At 70.8% G+C, this 17,697-nt stretch carries 14 protein-coding genes; 10 read left to right on the top strand and 4 right to left on the bottom strand.

Annotation, left to right across the window (positions count from 1 at the left end; genetic code table 11):
- Nucleotides 1–1,839 (bottom strand): dihydroxy-acid dehydratase, encoded by a 1,839-nt coding sequence (ilvD, locus tag G6R20_RS06880; RefSeq protein WP_163375928.1) that lies wholly within the window; start codon nucleotides 1,837–1,839, stop codon nucleotides 1–3.
- 189 nt (nucleotides 1,840–2,028) lie between these two features.
- Here ilvD and G6R20_RS06875 point away from each other — a divergent pair, with 189 nt between their 5' ends.
- Nucleotides 2,029–3,486, top strand: coding sequence for a DUF3533 domain-containing protein (locus tag G6R20_RS06875; protein ID WP_240341309.1), 1,458 nt, complete (start codon nucleotides 2,029–2,031; stop codon nucleotides 3,484–3,486).
- On the opposite strand, the gene G6R20_RS06870 is transcribed toward G6R20_RS06875, so the two are convergent.
- Nucleotides 3,379–3,813 (bottom strand): PH domain-containing protein, encoded by a 435-nt coding sequence (locus tag G6R20_RS06870; RefSeq protein ID WP_163375927.1) that lies wholly within the window; start codon nucleotides 3,811–3,813, stop codon nucleotides 3,379–3,381. The two genes, G6R20_RS06875 and G6R20_RS06870, sit on opposite strands and share 108 nt — an antisense overlap.
- Before the next feature lie 287 nt (nucleotides 3,814–4,100).
- On the opposite strand from G6R20_RS06870, the gene G6R20_RS06865 reads away from it, so the two are divergent.
- From G6R20_RS06865 to G6R20_RS06850, 4 genes are all read left to right on the top strand, one after another.
- The gene (locus G6R20_RS06865) at nucleotides 4,101–5,996 is read left to right on the top strand and encodes an acetolactate synthase large subunit (protein WP_163375926.1); all 1,896 of its coding nucleotides are present in this window, start codon (nucleotides 4,101–4,103) and stop codon (nucleotides 5,994–5,996) included.
- Nucleotides 5,993–6,499: an acetolactate synthase small subunit gene (gene ilvN / locus G6R20_RS06860; RefSeq protein ID WP_067718247.1), complete on the top strand. Its 507-nt coding sequence runs from the start codon at nucleotides 5,993–5,995 to the stop codon at nucleotides 6,497–6,499. The genes G6R20_RS06865 and ilvN overlap by 4 nt, the downstream gene beginning before the upstream one ends.
- 54 nt (nucleotides 6,500–6,553) lie before the next feature.
- Nucleotides 6,554–7,567, top strand: coding sequence for a ketol-acid reductoisomerase (gene ilvC, locus G6R20_RS06855; protein WP_163375925.1), 1,014 nt, complete (start codon nucleotides 6,554–6,556; stop codon nucleotides 7,565–7,567).
- Nucleotides 7,568–7,644: 77 nt separating this feature from the next.
- The gene (locus G6R20_RS06850) at nucleotides 7,645–9,261 is read left to right on the top strand and encodes a hypothetical protein (RefSeq protein ID WP_163375924.1); all 1,617 of its coding nucleotides are present in this window, start codon (nucleotides 7,645–7,647) and stop codon (nucleotides 9,259–9,261) included.
- 8 nt (nucleotides 9,262–9,269) lie between these two features.
- Here the strand turns inward: G6R20_RS06850 and G6R20_RS06845 are convergent, their stop codons facing one another.
- Together G6R20_RS06845 and G6R20_RS06840 are read right to left on the bottom strand one after the other, a co-directional pair.
- Nucleotides 9,270–10,769 carry an NAD(P)/FAD-dependent oxidoreductase gene (locus tag G6R20_RS06845; RefSeq protein ID WP_163375923.1) on the bottom strand — a complete coding sequence of 500 codons (1,500 nt, stop codon included), beginning with the start codon at nucleotides 10,767–10,769 and terminating at the stop codon, nucleotides 9,270–9,272.
- Nucleotides 10,766–11,431, bottom strand: coding sequence for a hypothetical protein (locus tag G6R20_RS06840; protein WP_163375922.1), 666 nt, complete (start codon nucleotides 11,429–11,431; stop codon nucleotides 10,766–10,768). Before G6R20_RS06840 ends, G6R20_RS06845 begins: the two co-directional genes overlap by 4 nt.
- A 149-nt stretch (nucleotides 11,432–11,580) precedes the next feature.
- On the opposite strand from G6R20_RS06840, the gene serA reads away from it, so the two are divergent.
- From serA to G6R20_RS06815, 5 genes are all read left to right on the top strand, one after another.
- Entirely contained in the window at nucleotides 11,581–13,173 is a 1,593-nt protein-coding gene (gene serA / locus G6R20_RS06835) for a phosphoglycerate dehydrogenase (RefSeq protein ID WP_163375921.1), read from the top strand.
- Nucleotides 13,174–13,190: 17 nt separating this feature from the next.
- The gene (locus G6R20_RS06830; protein ID WP_163375920.1) at nucleotides 13,191–14,210 is read left to right on the top strand and encodes a 3-isopropylmalate dehydrogenase; all 1,020 of its coding nucleotides are present in this window, start codon (nucleotides 13,191–13,193) and stop codon (nucleotides 14,208–14,210) included.
- Nucleotides 14,211–14,307: 97 nt separating this feature from the next.
- A complete protein-coding gene (locus tag G6R20_RS06825) occupies nucleotides 14,308–16,170 on the top strand; it encodes a putative nucleotidyltransferase substrate binding domain-containing protein (RefSeq protein ID WP_163375919.1) in 1,863 nt (620 codons plus the stop codon).
- Complete coding sequence (locus G6R20_RS06820) at nucleotides 16,170–16,889, top strand: exonuclease domain-containing protein (protein WP_119192420.1); 720 nt, start codon at nucleotides 16,170–16,172, stop codon at nucleotides 16,887–16,889. Before G6R20_RS06825 ends, G6R20_RS06820 begins: the two co-directional genes overlap by 1 nt.
- Nucleotides 16,890–16,899: 10 nt before the next feature.
- Nucleotides 16,900–17,694: a fumarylacetoacetate hydrolase family protein gene (locus tag G6R20_RS06815; RefSeq protein WP_067718227.1), complete on the top strand. Its 795-nt coding sequence runs from the start codon at nucleotides 16,900–16,902 to the stop codon at nucleotides 17,692–17,694.
- The last annotated feature ends 3 nt before the right edge of the window (nucleotides 17,695–17,697 follow it).

The following is a 17,697-nucleotide window of genomic DNA, read 5'->3' as shown; positions in this document are numbered from 1 at the left end:
TCAGTCGGGCAGGATGCGCACGGCACCCTTGTCCGCCGAGGACGCCATCGAGGCGTACGCGCGGAGAGCGGTGGACACTTTCCGATCACGCTTGACCGGCCGCCACGGGAGAGGGCCCCTCTCGGCGCGGCGGCGGGACAGCTCGTCGTCGTCGACATCCACCGAGATGGACCGCGTGGCGACATCAATGGTCACGATGTCACCGTCACGCACCAGGCCGATCGGGCCGCCCGAGGCGGCCTCCGGTGCGATGTGACCGATGGACAGCCCGGACGACCCGCCCGAGAAGCGGCCGTCGGTGATGAGCGCGCATTTCGTCCCGAGGCCGGCACCCTTGATGAACGCCGTGGGGTGCAGCATCTCCTGCATCCCCGGACCGCCGGCCGGGCCCTCGAAGAGCACCACCAGCACCTCGCCGGCCTGCAGCGTCTTGTCCAGGATGACCGAGACGGCCTCCTCCTGGGACTCGACCACCCTGGCCGGACCGGAGAAGTGGAAACTGTCCTCGGACACGCCGGCGGTCTTGAAGACGGACCCGTCCGGCGCGATGTTCCCGCGCAGGACCGCGAGCCCGCCCTCCGCGGTCGCCGGGTGCTCGACCGAGTGGATACAGCCGTTCTCGGCGTCCGTGTCGAGCGACTCCCAGCGGTTGTCGGTCGAGAACGGCTCGATCGTCCGCACCCCGCCCGGGGCCGCGTGGAACAACTCGATCGCCTTCTCGGTCGCGGTGCCGCTGCGGATGTCCCAGTCCGCGACGTGCTGCTCGAGCGACGGGGAGTGGACCGAGTGGACGTCCGTCTCCAGCAGGCCCCCGCGGTACAGCTCGCCCAGGATCGCGGGAATGCCGCCGGCCCGGTGGACGTGCTCCATGTAGTAGTCCGAGTTGGGCGCGACCTTGGCCAGGCAGGGGATCCGGCGGGAGATCTGCTCGATGTCGCCCAGGTCGAAGTCGACCTCGCCCTCCTGCGCGGCGGCGAGGATGTGGAGCACGGTGTTTGTGGAGCCGCCCATCGCGACATCCAGCGCCATGGCGTTGGTGAAGGCGGACTTGGTGGCCACCGAACGGGGGAGTACCGAGTCGTCCCCGTCCCGGTAGTGGCGAGTGCACAGATCGACGATGACGCGGCCGGCCTCGGCGAACAGCTCACGCCGCGCACTGTGGGTGGCGAGGGTCGAACCGTTGCCGGGCAGCGACAGCCCCAGCGCCTCGGTGAGGCAGTTCATCGAGTTGGCGGTGAACATCCCGGAGCAGGACCCGCACGTCGGGCAGGCCGAGCGCTCGATGGCGTCCAGGCCCTCGTCGTCCACGGCCGAGTTGGCGGACGCGGAGATCGCCGTGATGAGGTCCGAGCCCGCCTTGACCACGCCGTCGACGACGACGGAGAACCCCGACTCCATCGGCCCGCCGGAGACGAACACGGTGGGGATGTTCAACCGCATCGCGGCGTTGAGCATGCCCGGGGTGATCTTGTCGCAGTTCGAGATGCACACCAGCGCGTCCGCCGTGTGGGCGTTGACCATGTACTCCACCGAGTCCGCGATGATCTCCCGGCTGGGCAGCGAGTAGAGCATGCCCGCGTGGCCCATCGCGATCCCGTCGTCCACCGCGATGGTGTGGAACTCGCGGGCCACGCCGCCCGACGCCGCGATCTGCTCGGCGACGATCTCACCGACGTTCTTCAGGTGGACGTGGCCCGGCACGAACTGGGTGTACGAGTTCGCGATCGCGATGATCGGCTTACCGAAGTCCGAGTCCGTCATGCCGGTCGCGCGCCAGAGGGCACGCGCCCCCGCGGCGTTGCGTCCGGCGGTACTGGTTCGTGACCTCAGGGGCGGCATGGGACCTCGCTCCGACTCGATGGGGAGGGCGCATTCCGGGGGTCGTGCCGTACGGGGCCGCGGTGTGCGCGCGCCCCGCGGCGACACCCGATCGCGCCGTGACCACCACACAATACGCCCCGATGTGGGTCTACTCTTCTCACGGTCGGCCATCCGGCCGGCCTCGACGTGACGCGAATGGGGATGGACATGACCGACTCCGGTCATACGGGTGGGCTACGTGAGTTCCTCTCGCACTCGGCGGGGGCGGTGGCCCTGGTCTGTGGACTGTTCTTCCTCCTGTCGTTCATGTACCTGGGGGGCACCGCGGATCCGCAGTCCCATGCGAGGTACATCCCCGTGGCGGTGGTGGACGAGGACGTCGCCGCGACCCTGGAGACCCCGATCGGTCCGCGTGGTCTCGACATGGGGTCGCGGATCACCGCGGGGCTGCTCCAGAACAACGACTGGGGGAGGGTCCGGCTGCACGTGGTGGATCCGGAGGCCGCCGAGGAGGGCCTCCGCGACGGCACGTACTTCGGTGCGGTCCGTATCCCACCCGAACTGAGCGGGCGGGTGGCCGGGCTCGTCGAGGCCGCGGCGACGGAGGCGGGCGACGCGGCGGGGCCACCCGAACGCGCCCGCATCTCACTCGAGTACTCGCCACGCGTGTCCATCGTCTCCGGTCAGGTCATGAACACCATGGCGGACGCGATGCAGGAGTCGTTCCACGACCGGATGGGGACCGAACTGCTGTCGCAGTCCCGGCTGCTGGCCGAGGCCGAGGGCAGGACCGTCGGCGCCGCGGCCGCGGTCGCGCTCTCCGATCCGGTGGCGATCGACGTCGTCGCGTGGAACCCGCTGCCGGACGGGGTGTCGAACGCGTCGCTCCCGATGTTCTACGCGCTGGTCGTGATCCTGGCGGGATTCACCGGGGCGATGATCATCTCCGCCCTCCTGGACGCCCGTCTCGGCTTCATCCCGCTGGAGATCGGGCCGGTGGCGCTCCATGTCCACGTGGCGCCGTTCGGGCGGCTCCAGACACTGGCCCGCAAGTGGGTGGTCACGCTGATCACGGCGCCGCTCGTCTCGGGGCTCGTCCTGTGGGTGGCGGACATCATCGGTGTCACCGGGTACGACCCGTGGCACATGTTCTGGTTCTCGAACCTGGTCATCGTCGCGGTCGGGGTGTGTGCGCACACGATCATCGCTGCTGTCGGCAACGCCGGTCTGCTCGTGAACCTCGTGGTGTTCGTGGTGCTGGGCATCCCCACCTCGGGCGGCGCCACCCCGACCGAGATGCTCCCGCGGGTGTTCGTGGCCATCGGGACACTGCAGCCGATGCACCAGGCCTACCTCGGGCTGCGGTCGATCATGTTCTTCGACTCCGGGTGGGAGGCGGGTCTCGGACACGCGGTCTGGGTCCTCGGCGGCTGGGCGGTCGCAGGACTCGTCGTGGGTGTGGCGGTCACCCTCGTCTACGAGCGGATGGGTATGCGACGCCAGGCCGTGGCCGACCGGGTCCCCGCCGGCCGCGGGGTGACCGGCGGAGCGGGAGGGTCAGGCGGACTCGGGTCCGCTCGCGGCGTACGGGTCGCGGATACGGCCACGGCTGGCGCCGGACAGCCGCGGGAGGTCGTGGAACGAGACCCCGCCCATCGGGAGTGACGTGTCAGAGGTGGTCACGAGCCGGGTGAACCCACGCTTGGGGAACATCACACCCCGGACCTCATCCCACGGCACGGACCGTCGGGAGCGCCAGGACGACAGGTGGACACCGTCCTCGTCCAGGCGGGTCCAGGTCCGGGCCACCCACCAACCGAAGGCGACGGGGAGCAGCACCAGCCAGCCCAGGGCGACGGGGTAGGACGTGACGGGCCAGAGGATCGCCAGCACGAAAATGGCGATGACGACGTACGACATCGGGTTGACCCGGAAGAGGGCGTGATCGCGGGGGCTCGACTCCGGGACGGGAGCTCTGAAAGGGGCACTCATGATGCCTCCAGTCTGGCATGGCCCACATAGTGGGATCGATGTTCCACGAGTTGACGCTGCCGTCGACCGCGGCCTAGTCTGGGCCTCGTGAACACCTGGAACGGTCTCGTACTCGGCCGGCGCGTCGGCGCCTGAGCCCTACCTGGCTTTCCGTCGACGCGCACCCTCGCCGGCCTTTCGTGGCCGACGGGGGTTTTTTGTTGCCGGGTCAGACCGCGGTCAGAGAAATCCACGATCACGGCCGACCACGAACCACGGCTCCACGACCAGCATGAAGGACAGTTGAAGTGAGCGCACCAACGGCACAGCCCGGACCCCGTCCGGGTGCAGAGCAGAAGGCCCGGTCCGCGGCCCCAGAGCGGATGACGGGGGCCCAGGCCGTCGTCCGGTCCCTCGAGGAGATCGGCACCGAGGTCGTCTTCGGCATCCCCGGCGGGGCCATCCTGCCGGTCTACGACCCGCTCTACGACTCGGCCAAGGTCCGGCACGTCCTGGTCCGGCACGAGCAGGGCGCCGGTCACGCAGCGACCGGCTACGCCCAGGCGACCGGAAGGGTCGGCGTCTGCATGGCGACCTCGGGCCCCGGCGCCACCAACCTGGTGACCCCGCTCGCGGACGCGCAGATGGACTCGGTCCCGATCGTGGCGATCACGGGTCAGGTCGGGACCGCACTCATCGGCACGGACGGTTTCCAGGAAGCCGACATCTCGGGCATCACCATGCCGATCACCAAGCACAACTTCCTCGTGTCCCACGGCGAGGACATCCCGCGGATGATCGCCGAGGCGTTCCACATCGCGCAGACCGGTCGCCCCGGTGCCGTGCTCGTGGACATCCCCAAGGACGTCCTGCAGGCCGAGATGACGTTCTCGTGGCCGCCGGAGATGAAGCTGCCCGGCTACCGGCCCGTCACCAAGCCGCACGGCAAGCAGATCCGTGAGGCCGCCCGGATGATCGGCAAGGCCAGGCGCCCGGTGCTGTATGTCGGCGGCGGCGTCATCAAGGCCGACGCCTCCGCGGAGCTCATGGCGCTCGCCGAGCTGACCGGCATCCCGGTCGTGACCACGCTCATGGCGCGCGGGGCGTTCCCGGACTCCCACCGGCTGCACTACGGCATGCCGGGGATGCACGGAACCGTCGCCGCCGTCGCGGCGCTGCAGCGGTCCGACCTGCTGGTCACCCTGGGCGCCCGGTTCGACGACCGGGTCACCGGTCGCCTCGACACCTTCGCCCCGGACGCGAAGGTCATCCACGCCGACATCGACCCGGCCGAGATCGGCAAGAACCGGGCCGTCGACGTGCCGATCGTCGGCGACATCAAGGAGGTCCTCGTCGAGCTCGTCGAGACGCTGCGCGGCGAGCACGAATCCGGCACGCTGGGCGAGCCGGCCGTGTGGGTCGGTGAGCTGGACGAGATCCGCAGCGAGTTCCCGCTGGGCTACGGCCCGCAGTCGGACGGCTCCCTGTCTCCCGAGTACGTCATCGAGCGGCTGAGCGCCGCCGCCGGCCCGGACGCCGTGTACTGCGCGGGCGTCGGCCAGCACCAGATGTGGGCGGCCCAGTTCGTCCAGTACGAGAAGCCGCGCACGTGGCTGAACTCGGGCGGCCTGGGGACCATGGGGTACGCGGTCCCCGCGGCGATGGGTGCCAAGTTCGGCCGTCAGGACGCCGAGGTGTGGGCCATCGACGGCGACGGCTGCTTCCAGATGACGAACCAGGAGCTGGCCACCTGCGCCATCGAGGGGGCGCCCATCAAGGTGGCGCTGATCAACAACGGCAACCTCGGCATGGTCCGTCAGTGGCAGACACTGTTCTACGAGGAGCGGTACTCGCAGACCGACCTGTCGACCCACTCCATGCACATCCCCGACTTCGTCAAGCTCGGCGAGGCCCTGGGCTGCGTGGCGCTGCGGTGTGAACGCGCCGAGGACGTCGACGACGTGATCGCACAGGCCCGCGCGATCAACGACCGCCCGGTCCTCATCGACTTCATCGTGGGCAAGGACGCCCAGGTGTGGCCGATGGTCGCGGCGGGCACGTCCAACGACGAGATCATGGCGGCCCGGGACATCCGGCCGCTGTTCGACGACACCGATTCCGTGGCGGACGACGCCGCGGACATCCACGAGGCGACCGAGCGGATCGACGCCGCGGTGATCGCCGCCGAGGAGGAGGACCAGTGAGCGCTCGCTCCCACACCCTGAGCGTGCTGGTGGAGGACAAGCCTGGCGTGCTCGCGCGCGTCTCGTCGCTGTTCTCCCGGCGCGGGTTCAATATCGAGTCGCTGGCCGTGGGCCCGACCGAGACCGAAGGCCTGTCGCGCATGACCATCGTCGTGAACGTCGAGGACTTCCCGCTCGAGCAGGTGACCAAACAGCTCAACAAGCTCGTCAACGTCATCAAGATCGTCGAGCAGGATCCGGCCGGCTCGGTGGCCCGCGAGCTCACTCTCGTCAAGGTCCGCGCCGACGCCACCAACCGCGGTCAGATCGTGGAGATCGCGAGTCTGTTCCGCGCACACATCGTGGACGTCTCACCCGAGTCGCTCACTCTCGAGGCCACGGGTACCCCCGACAAGCTCGACGCGCTGCTGCGGATGCTCGACGGCTACGGGATCCGCGAGATCGTGCAGTCCGGCATGGTCGCGCTCGGACGCGGCCCCAAGTCCATCAACACCACTCGATAGTCTCGACTCCTACACAAGTCTCGACTTCACGAAACAACACGAAGGGAATCCACCATGGCAGTGGAGATGTTCTACGACGACTCGGCGGATCTGTCGCTGATCCAGGGCCGCAAGGTCGCCGTCATCGGGTACGGCTCGCAGGGGCACGCGCACTCGCTCAGCCTGCGCGACTCCGGAGTCGAGGTCGCGATCGGCCTGCGTGAGGGCTCCAAGTCCCGCGCGAAGGCCGAAGAGGCCGGCCTCAAGGTCATGACCGCCGCCGAGGCCACCAAGTGGGCCGACGTCATCATGCTGCTCGCCCCCGACACCTCGCAGGCGCAGATCTTCACCGAGGACATCGAGCCCAACCTGAACGACGGCGACGCGCTGTTCTTCGGTCACGGCCTCAACATCCACTTCGGCCTCATCAAGCCGGCGGAGAACATCACCATCGCGATGGTCGCCCCCAAGGGCCCCGGTCACCTCGTGCGTCGTCAGTTCGTCGACGGCAAGGGCGTCCCGGCGCTCATCGCCGTGGAGCAGGACCCGAAGGGCGAGGGCGAGGCGCTCGCGCTGTCCTACGCGAAGGCGATCGGTGGCACCCGCGCGGGCGTCATCAAGACCACCTTCAAGGACGAGACCGAGACCGACCTGTTCGGTGAGCAGGCCGTGCTGTGCGGCGGCACCGAGGAGCTCGTCAAGACGGGCTTCGAGGTCATGGTCGAGGCCGGCTACGAGCCGGAGCTCGCCTACTTCGAGGTGCTCCACGAGCTCAAGCTCATCGTCGATCTCATGTACGAGGGCGGCATCGCGCGCATGAACTACTCGGTGTCCGACACCGCGGAGTTCGGCGGCTACCTCTCCGGCCCGCGGGTCATCGACGCCGGCACCAAGGAGCGCATGAGGGAGATCCTGTCCGACATCCAGGACGGCACCTTCACCAAGCGCCTCGTGGCCAACGTCGAGGGCGGCAATAAGGAGCTCGAGCAGCTCCGCAAGGAGAACGCCGAGCACCCGATCGAGGTCACCGGCCAGAAGCTGCGCGACCTCATGAGCTGGGTCGACCGGCCGATCACGGAGACTGCCTGAGGGTCCTCGGGTCCGACCCGGTGAAGCCCCTGTAGGGTCCACCGGGATCGATTCCCGACTTCAGCAGGAGGACCGCCGTGCGCCACTTCAACCGAGGAGTGGGTGCGGCGGTCCTCGCCGTTTCCCTGGTGGGGACGACCGTGGCGTGTACGTCCGACCCCGGTGACGGCGGACCGAGAACCGAAGCCGCCCCGGTGGAGGGCACGCGGGTCGCCGCCGACGCCGACGGGTCCGGCGTGGAGACCACGAGACTGCTCATCGAGTCCGCCCCGGTGGTCGTGGTGGCAGCCCCGGACGCCGCCGCGCAGGCGCGCGCCGCCTCCGTCGCGGTCGGGTTGCACGCACCGATGCTCACCGCCGTCGAGGGCGGGGACGCGGCATTGGCCGACGAGGTGTCGCGACTCGGCGCCGAGCGGGTGTTGCGGGTCGGGCAGGTGGCCTTCACACCCGACGACGGCGAGGTGGTCGACGCCCCGGGAGGTCGGCCGGAGCTCGAGGAGCTGACCGGGATCACGTTCGACTCCGAGGTCGAGGTCCCGCCGGGGCGGATCGACGACGTCACCGTCCACCAGGTGCCGGGTACGCCTGCGCTGATGACGGCCGGGGAGATCACCGCTGCCGACGGCGCGGGCGCGGCCCCCGATCCGTTCGACAGCGGCGAACCCGCATGGGACGGCGAGGGCGCACCCAGCGTGCTCGTGTACGACGAGACGCCGGTCGCGGCGGTCGCGACGGCAGTGGCCGTCGGGGCGGCGGTGTCCCACCTCCGTACCCCGGACCCGCGGGTCGACGGCGGGTCCGTGGAGGCGGTGCGGGACGCCGAGGCGGTCTACGCGCTCGGGCCCGGGTGGGGCACCGAGGACGAACTCGGGGACCGGGTGGAGAAGGCGCGGACGGTTCCCGAACTGCCGGGCGGCGGACAGCTGCTGTTCCCGGGCCGGCGGTTCGTGGCCGCCTACGGGTCGCCGATCACCCCTGCCCTGGGTATCCTCGGCGAGCAGGGCCCCGAGGAGAGCGTGGCGCGGGTTCAGCAGTTGGTCGGGGAGTACCAGCCGCACTCCCCGGAACCGGTCATCCCGGCGTTCGAGATCATCGCGACGGTCGCCTCGACGTCCGCCGGACCCGACGGCAACTTCACCAACGAGTGGGACCCGCAGGAGTTCGTCCCGCTGATCGACGCCATCACCGACGCCGGCGGGTACGCGGTGATCGACCTCCAGCCCGGCATGGCCGACCTCCTCGATCAGGCGAGGATCTTCGAGGAGTTGCTCACCCGCCCGAACGTCGGACTCGCGCTCGACCCCGAGTGGAAGCTCGAGCCGGGACAACAGCCGGGCGCGCAGATCGGGTCGGTGGACGCCGAGGAGATCAACCGGGTCACCGACTGGCTGGCGGACCTGACCCGGGACAGCGGAGGGCCACAGAAGCTCCTCATCCTCCACCAGTTCAGCATGGCTATGATCGACGACCGCGACCAGATCGACACCTCCAGGCCGGAGGTGTCAATCGTCCTGCACGCCGACGGTCACGGCACCCCGGACCTGAAGATGGAGACGTGGGACGTCCTGCGCAGCGGGCTGCCGTCCGGCATCCGGATGGCGTGGAAGAACTTCTATGACGAGGACACCCCCACGTTCACGCCCGAGCAGACCATGGCGGTCGAGCCCCGGCCGTGGTTCGTGTCCTACCAGTGATTCGCTTCCTACCAGCGAGTCGGTAACCCGCCGAGGATGCGCTCCGCCACGTGCTGCCCGGCCATGCCGTGCACGCCCGGGCCGGGAGGGGTCGAGCCGGAGGCGTGCCACACCCCGGGAATGCCGGTCGCGAACGGGTCGGCCCGCGGCACCGGGCGGGCGATGAGCCCCCGCAGGTCCACGCGTCCCGCCGCGATGTCCCCACCGGCGTTGTTGGCGTTGTGCTCGGCCATCCGGTCCGCGGGCGTGCAGTGGGCGGCCACGACCACGTCCCGCACCCCCGGCGCGACCGCCTCGAGCGCGGCGAGCACCTGCTCGGTCTGGTCACGGTCGGAGAACGCGGGCACGTGCGCGTAGGTCCACAGTGGACGTCGACCGTCCGGGGCGATTCGTCCCGGGTCGGTCACCCACGGCTGGGAGACGAGGATCATGGGCCGATCGGCGTGCCGACCGGCGGCGACCTCGCGCTCGGCGGCCGCGATGGCATGGGAATCCCCACCCAGGTGGACGGTGCCGGCGTCGGCGAGCCGGCCGTCGCGCCACGGAACCGGGCCAGACAGGACCAGGTCGACCTTCGCCGCGGCCCCGCCGACCGGCGCCTCCAGGAGTCTGCGTGCGCGGCGGGCCACGGCCGGAGAGGGCGAGGATGCCATGAGAATCTCGCCGAGGATCCGGGAGGACGTGTTGAAGACGACGTCCCGGGCGTCGAGCCGTGCCAGCGAATCCACGCCGACTCCGGTGCGGATCTCCCCCCCGGCATCCCGGATCGCCTCGGCCAGTGCGGCGGTGATGGCCCCGCTGCCGCTGACCGGCAGCGTCCAGCCGAGCGGCGAGTGGAGCAACGAGCCCAGGACGAGGCCGACCCCCGTCGCGGCCGGGGAGGACAGCGGGGTGATCGCGTGGGCCGAGATCCCGGACAGCAGCGTCCGCCCGTCCGGACCGAGGGGATCGCCGACCACACTGCGGGGATGGGCGCGGACGAACGCCGCGCCGAGTGCCGCGGTCGCCCCCACGGGCGGGACCGAGCGCTGATCGGACAGGGCGGTCGCCACGACGTCCTCCGCCCTGCGGCCCAGGGGGCCCATGAGCTTCCACCACCGGTCCGCCTCGGCGCGTGACCCCAGGCCCTCGGCGAGGGCGGCGGGGGAGGGGGCCGCGGGCACCACGATCGCGTCGCGGGCCGGCAGTGCGTGAGCCAGTTGAACGGGGGGAGTGAGCATCTCGACCCCGTGGGCCGGCAGGTCGAACCCACGGAAGAACGGGGATGCCCCCGCCATGGGGTGCACGGCCGAGCACGGATCCACCAGCAACCCGTTCACGACGTCCTCCGGGATGCCGGTCGCGATATCGCCCATCGGCAGGGTTCGGCACCCGCCACCGATGGTCTCCTGGGCCTCCAGCACCACCACCCGCCGCCCGGCCCGCGCACACAACAGCGCGGCAGCCAGGCCGTTGGGGCCGGAGCCCACCACGACGACGTCCGCACGCACGGTCCCGGACGCGCTCACTCGAAAACCGCCAGACCGTAGGCGCGTCGCAGTTGCTCCAGCAGGTCCTCCTGTGACCGGGCCTGGTCGGCCAGTCCCAGCAGCAGCCGGCCGGTGTCGGGACCGCCGGGCTCGTCGTCGTCGCCGCTGTCTTCGTCGTCGCTGCTGTCATCGTCGTCGCAGTTGTCGTCGTTGCTGACGTCGGGTTCCGCTCCGGACCTCCCGGCAGCGGACGCCGGGCCGTCCGCGACCCACGACGCGGCGAGCAACTCCCACATCGAGCGCTTCGCAACCACGAGGGTGCGCAGCGCCTCCAGGACCGCGAGCCGGGCCAGAGGATCGCGCACCACCGGGCCCACCGGCAGTGCGGTGAGGCTGACCGCGGCGGACCACCGCACCAGCCGACGGCCCGGGGCCCCCAGAGGTGAGAGCCCCGCCAACAGGCGGGCGGCGGTGTCGATCTCCTCCTCGAACTCCCGGCGCAGCGGAACCAACCGCACCCGGTCCTCCGGATCGACCGCACTGATGCAGCGGTCCAGGACGCTGCGCCCCACCGCGGCGCCGTACAGGTGGGCCCGCAGATACATCGCCACCGCCGTCGGGCCGCGTGCCGGGGCCAGCACGGGCAACCAGGGGTCGGGGAAGCGGACCCGCGGCTGGGCCGACCGGGGAGTGCGGGGCATCGGTGCTCCGTTCGTCGCGCGGCGGTGGTCACGTCGGGTCGCCGACCCTCGTCACGGTAGGCGTCCGGGCGCGTACCGGCCACTGCTCGGCGCCGGTGACAGGTGCCCTAGACTGGCCGTGCCCGAAATGACACCGAGGAGAACCCACTGTGACAGCATCCGGACGGCCCGTCGTCCTCATCGCCGACAAGCTCGCCCAGTCGACCGTCGACGCGCTCGGCGACGCCGTGGAGGTCCGCTGGGTGGACGGCCCGGATCGCCCCAAGCTGCTCGAGGCGATCGCCGACGCCGACGCACTGCTCGTGCGCTCGGCCACCACCGTCGACGCCGAGGTGCTCGCCGCCGCGCCGAACCTCAAGATCATCGGGCGCGCGGGCGTCGGCCTGGACAACGTCGAGATCCCCGCCGCCACCGAGCGCGGCGTCATGGTGGTCAACGCGCCCACCTCCAACATCCACTCGGCCGCCGAGCACGCGGTCGCGCTGCTCATGTCCGCCTGCCGCCAGATCCCGGCCGCGGACCGCACCCTGCGCGAGCACACCTGGAAGCGCAGTTCCTTCAACGGCGTCGAGCTGCTCGGCAAGACCGTCGGCGTCGTGGGCCTGGGCCGCATCGGCCAGCTCGTGGCGCAGCGACTCGCCGCCTTCGAGACCAACCTCATCGCCTACGACCCCTACCTGCCCGCCGCCCGCGCGGCGCAGCTGGGAATCGAGCTGGTCGACATCGACGAGCTGGTCTCCCGCGCCGACATCATCACGATGCACCTGCCCAAGACCAAGGAGACCGCCGGTCTCTTCGACGCCGAGCGGCTGGCCCGTGCCAAGGACGGCGTCGTGATCGTCAACGCCGCCCGCGGCGGTCTGATCGTCGAGGACGCGCTCGTCGACGCACTGAAGTCCGGCAAGGTCCGCTCCGCGGCGCTCGACGTGTTCGACACCGAGCCGTGCACCGACTCGCCGCTCTTCGATCTCGAGAACACCGTCGTCACGCCGCACCTCGGAGCCTCCACCAGCGAGGCGCAGGACCGCGCCGGCACCGACGTCGCCCGCAGTGTGCTGCTCGCCCTGCGCGGGGAGTTCGTCCCCGACGCCGTCAACGTCACCGGTGGTCCCGTCGGCGACGAGGTCGCACCCTGGCTCGACCTCGTCCGCAAGCTCGGACTGGTCGCCGGCCACCTGTGCCCGGGTATCCCGACGACCGTCCGGATCGACGTCGCCGGCGAGCTCGCATCCGAGCAGGTCGACGTCCTCGGGCTGGCCGCCCTGCGCGGCATGTTCTCCGCGATCACCGATGAGCCCGCGACCTTCGTCAACGTCGGCCAGATGGCCGAGCAGCGGGGGGTCACCCACTCGGTGGAGACCCACAGCGAGTCCAAGTCCTACCGCAGCACCGTCACCGTCACGGCCGTGGCCGCGGACGGCGCGTCGGCCGATGTCACCGGCACGCTGGCCGGCCTGGACCAGGTGCAGAAGATCGTCCGGATCAACGAGCGAGGGTTCGACCTGCGCGCCGAGGGCCAGAACCTGTTCGTGCACTACTCCGACCGCCCGGGCGTGCTCGGCAAGGTGGGCTCCATCCTCGGCGGGGAGGGCATCGACATCCAGGCCGCCGCACTGAGCCAGGACGCCTCCGGCGAGGGCGCGTCGCTGATCCTGCGGGTCGACCGCACGGTCGCCGAGCCGACCGTCGACCGGATCGTCTCCGAGCTCGACGCCACCGCGACCCAGATCAACCTGGTCTGAGCGGGGGCGACGACATCATGAAGCTCGCAGTCATCCCCGGCGACGGTATCGGCGTCGAGGTCACGGCCGAGGCACTGAAGGTGCTCGACGCGCTGGTCCCCGGTGTCGAGAAGACCGAATACGACCTCGGCGCGCGCCGGTACCTCCGCAACGGCGAGACCCTCACGGACGCGGACGTGGAGAGCCTCAAGGGCCACGACGCGATCCTGCTGGGTGCCATCGGTGATCCCCGCTCCGTGCCGGCCGGCGTGCTCGAGAGGGGCATGCTGCTCCCGCTGCGGTTCGCGCTCGACCACCACGTCAACCTGCGGCCCTCCCGGCTCTTCCCCGGGTCGGCGACCCCGCTGAAGGACCCGGGCGAGATCGACTTCGTCGTCGTCCGCGAGGGCACCGAGGGGCTCTACACCGGTAACGGCGGTGCGATCCGTGTGGGGACACCGCACGAGATCGGTACCGAGACCTCGGTCAACACCCGGTACGGCGTGGAGCGCGTGGTCCGCGACGCGTTCTCCCGTGCGCAGTCGCGTCGCAACAAGCTCACCCTGGTCCACAAGACCAACGTCCTCGTGAACGCCGGTGGGCTGTGGCAGCGCACCGTCGACGAGGTGGCTCCGGAGTTCCCCGGGGTCGAGGTGGACTACTGCCACATCGACGCCGCCACCATCTACATGGTCACCGATCCGTCCCGGTTCGACGTGATCGTCACCGACAACCTCTTCGGCGACATCATCACCGACCTCGCGGCCGCGGTCACCGGAGGCATCGGCACCGCGGCGTCGGGCAACATCGACGCCTCCGGGACCAACCCGTCCATGTTCGAGCCCGTCCACGGTTCGGCCCCGGACATCGCCGGACAGGGCAAGGCCGACCCCACCGCCGCCATCCTGTCCGTGGCACTGCTGCTGCGCCACCTCGGTCACACGGCCGAGGCAGATCGCGTGGAGGAGGCCGTCGAGGCCGACCTCGGCTCGCGCGGCGACGCCCCGATCGTCACCTCCGAGGTGGGCGACCGGATCGTCGCGGCCGTCAGCGGTTAGTCCACCGCCCCGCTGACCCCACGTGCGGACCCCGGCCCGCGGGTGTGAATCGTGAGAAGTGATCACACCGCGGGCCGTGGGCGTCCACAGTGGTGGAATGGACGTCGAACTCGCCGAGGTGCGGGACTTCCTCGCGCGCTGCGCTCCTTTCGACGAGCTGCCCGGAGAGGTGCTCGACCGCCTGCCCGCGCGGCTCAGTCAGCGCTACCACCGGCGGGGGACCGTCATCCTGGAGGCGGGGGACGCGAACGACACGCTCCACATCATCCGTACGGGCGCCGTCGAGGTGTGCGACCCGGACGGTGCCCTGCTCGACGCGCGCGACGAGGGTGACTGCTTCGGCTACTCGACGCTGACCCGTTCCGGCCCGTCGCGGTACCGCATGGAGGCGGTCGCGGACACCCTGCTGCTCGAGATGCCGCGCGAGGTGTTCGACGAGCTCGCGGCCGCCCACCCCGGTATCCGGGACTTCTTCGGTGCGCGGAGCGATCGGATCCGCCAGGACCTCGCCTCCGCCCGGGTCGCCGCGGCCGGGGGAGACCCCCTGAGCACACCGGTGGGCGATCTCCTCACCCGCGACGCGGTCACCACGGGGCCCGGGACCACCATCCTCGAGGCGGCGCAGATCATGTCGCGGGAACGCGTCTCCGCGCTGCTCGTGGTGGAGGACGGACGCGTGGTCGGCATCTTCACCGATCGCGACCTGCGCTCGAAGGTGGTCGCGGTCGGCGGTGACACCGCGGCGCCGGTGTCGACGATCATGACCCACGACCCGGTCTCGGTGGACGCCCGGACCCGCGCGTTCGACGCGACCCTGCTCCAGATCGAACGGGGCGTCCATCACCTGCCGGTGTGCGAGGAGGGCGCCCCCGCGGGCATGGTCACGAGCGGGGACCTGCTCCGCCTGGCGCAGGCGGACCCCGTCTATCTGGCCGCGCGGATCTCGCGGGCCCCCGACACCGAGACGGTGGCGGAACTGTCGGCCCGGTTGCTGCCGCTGGTCGGGGAGTTCATCCGGCGGGGCACCACGCCGCGGGATATCGGCCGGGTCGTCACCGCCACCGCCGACGCGGCGACGCGGCGCCTGATAGCGCTGGCGGAGGCCGAACTCGGACGGCCTCCCGTGCCGTACTGCTGGGTGGGACTCGGTTCCCAGGCCCGGGGTGAGCTCGGGGTGTCCAGCGACCAGGACAACGCGCTGATCCTCGACGACGGGGCAGGCGGGGTCCCCGGCTCCGACGAGTACTTCGCGGAGCTCGCCGACCGCGTCTGCACGGGACTCGACCGGGCGGGCTTCCCGCTCTGCCCCGGTGGGGTGATGGCGACCAACCCCCGGTGGCGCCGGACCTGCGCGGAGTGGGAGGGGACGGTACGGGACTGGGTCGGGGCCCCCGAGGCCGACGCGGTGCTGCACAGTCAGGTGTTCTTCGACCTCCGTCCCGTCCACGGTGAGAGCGGACTCGCCGCCCGCGTCCAGCGCGAGATGCTCGTCCGCTCGAAGGGCAGTCCGCGCTTCCAGGCGCATCTGGCCCGGATCGCGTGTGAGTGGCAACCACCGCTCGGCTTCCTCCGCGGGCTCGTCGTCGCGCGCCGGGGCGAGTACCGCAACACCCTGGACCTCAAGGCCGGGGGGATCGCACCCGTCGTCCAGATCGCGCGTCTGTACGCCCTGTCCGCGGGACTGGACGAGGTGTCGACCCTCGGCCGGCTCGACGCGGCGGCCACCGCCGGGGTGATCGCCCGCTCGGATGCCGAGAACCTCACCGAGGCGTTCCGGTTCCTGCGCGGGCTGGCCTTGCGCCACCACGCACGTCAGATCCAGGAGCACTCGGACCTCGACAACAACGTGGACCCGTCGACCCTCGGCACCAAGGACCGCCATCGGCTCCGGGCGGCGTTCCGGATCATCGCGGGAGCGCAGAGCGCGCTGCAGATCCGATACCGGGTCGGGCAGATGTGATGGTCCTGCCACGGCTGACCGCGGCCGGCCGCCGGAGGAGTGCCGCCCGCCGGGCCCCCGACGGGCCACTGCGGCGATTTCTGGAGACACCGCCGCCGGATCCGACCACTCCGCTCGAGGACCTGTCCCTCCTCGCGGTGGACGTCGAGACCACCGGGCTCGATCCCCGGCACGACCGGGTCCTGGCGGTGGGGTTCGTCCCCGTCGACGGGGACCGGATCGTCCTGGGCGGAGCGGGATCGGTGCTGCTGCGTCCCGATCACGGTCCGGACGACGACGACGGGGTGGGGCAGAGTGCCACCGTGCACGGACTCACGGACGACACGATGGCCACCGGGGAGGATGTCGAGGACGTCCTGGACCGGGTGTTCACGGCTCTGACCGGGCGGGTGTTGGTCGCGCACTACTGCCCGATAGAGGTCGACTTCCTGCGAGCGTTGTGTCGGCGCACGTTCGGCATCCGGCCACCACTGGAGTCCGTCGACACCCTGGAACTGCACCGGCGGGTCCTGGGCGGGGGCGTCGACATGGGCTTCACCGCCGACCCGTCGCCCGAGAGGCTGCGGCTCTGGGGTGCTCGCGAGAGGTACGGGTTACCGCAGTACCGCGCACACGACCCGCTGGTCGACGCCCTCGCCTGCGCCGAGCTGTACCTCGCACAGGTCACCGAGCTCCGCGACCGTGGGGCGCGAACGCTGCGGGACCTGCGGACCGCCTAGGATCGCGGGTATGCGTCTCGCCCGTATCGCCCACCCGCAGGGATTCGCCTTCGTCGAGGTCCGCGGAGACATGTCCGACCCGTCCTCGCTGACCTGTGCCGAGATCTCCGAGCACCCCTTCGGTACCCCCGAGTTCACCGGCCGCGAATGGCCGCTGGCCGACGTGCGTCTGCTCGCCCCGATCCTGGCCTCCAAGATCGTGTGCGTCGGTAAGAACTACGCCGACCACGCCGAGGAGATGGGGTCGGAGGCCCCGGCCGAGCCCCTGATCTTCCTCAAGCCCAACACGTCGGTCGTCGGCCCCGAGGCATCGATCGCCTACCCGCCGAGTTCGGAGCGGGTCGACCACGAGGGCGAGCTGGCCGTGGTGATCGGGCAGCCGTGCCGGGACGTCGCCGCCGCGCGGGCCCACGAGGTCATCCTCGGCTACACCTGCGCCAACGACGTCACCGCCCGCGACCAGCAGCTCTCGGACGGTCAGTGGACGCGGGGCAAGGGGTACGACACCTTCTGCCCGCTGGGTCCGTGGATCGTCACCGACCTGGACCCCAACGGGCTCGACGTCCGGGTCACCCTCACCCACCCCGACGGCACGTCCGAGGTACGGCAGGACGGCAACACCTCCCAGTTCATGCACACCGTCGGCGAGATCGTCGAGTACGTCAGCCGGGTCATGACCCTCCTTCCCGGCGATGTGATCCTCACGGGTACCCCGGCAGGGGTCGGCCCGATGCTGCCCGGCGACCGTGTGACGGTCGAGATCGAGGGCATCGGCTCGCTGACGAACCCCGTCGTCGACCGGTAGGTC

It is taken from the genome of Dietzia sp. Alg238-R159, assembly GCF_900537145.1.
GTDB classification, from domain to species: Bacteria; Actinomycetota; Actinomycetes; order Mycobacteriales; family Mycobacteriaceae; genus Dietzia; species Dietzia kunjamensis.
The sequence above is the reverse complement of the archived record's forward strand: the minus strand, read 5'-3'. Positions and strand labels throughout refer to the sequence as shown.

Coding starts and splice junctions, on each gene's coding strand:
- G6R20_RS06825 (WP_163375919.1), top strand. CDS start 14,308: ATGGACGTCGAACTCGCCGAGGTGCGGGACTTCCTCGCGCGCTGCGCT.
- G6R20_RS06830 (WP_163375920.1), top strand. CDS start 13,191: ATGAAGCTCGCAGTCATCCCCGGCGACGGTATCGGCGTCGAGGTCACG.
- G6R20_RS06875 (WP_240341309.1), top strand. CDS start 2,029: ATGACCGACTCCGGTCATACGGGTGGGCTACGTGAGTTCCTCTCGCAC.
- G6R20_RS06820 (WP_119192420.1), top strand. CDS start 16,170: ATGGTCCTGCCACGGCTGACCGCGGCCGGCCGCCGGAGGAGTGCCGCC.
- ilvD (WP_163375928.1), bottom strand. CDS start 1,839: ATGCCGCCCCTGAGGTCACGAACCAGTACCGCCGGACGCAACGCCGCG.
- G6R20_RS06870 (WP_163375927.1), bottom strand. CDS start 3,813: ATGAGTGCCCCTTTCAGAGCTCCCGTCCCGGAGTCGAGCCCCCGCGAT.
- G6R20_RS06815 (WP_067718227.1), top strand. CDS start 16,900: ATGCGTCTCGCCCGTATCGCCCACCCGCAGGGATTCGCCTTCGTCGAG.
- ilvC (WP_163375925.1), top strand. CDS start 6,554: ATGGCAGTGGAGATGTTCTACGACGACTCGGCGGATCTGTCGCTGATC.
- G6R20_RS06840 (WP_163375922.1), bottom strand. CDS start 11,431: ATGCCCCGCACTCCCCGGTCGGCCCAGCCGCGGGTCCGCTTCCCCGAC.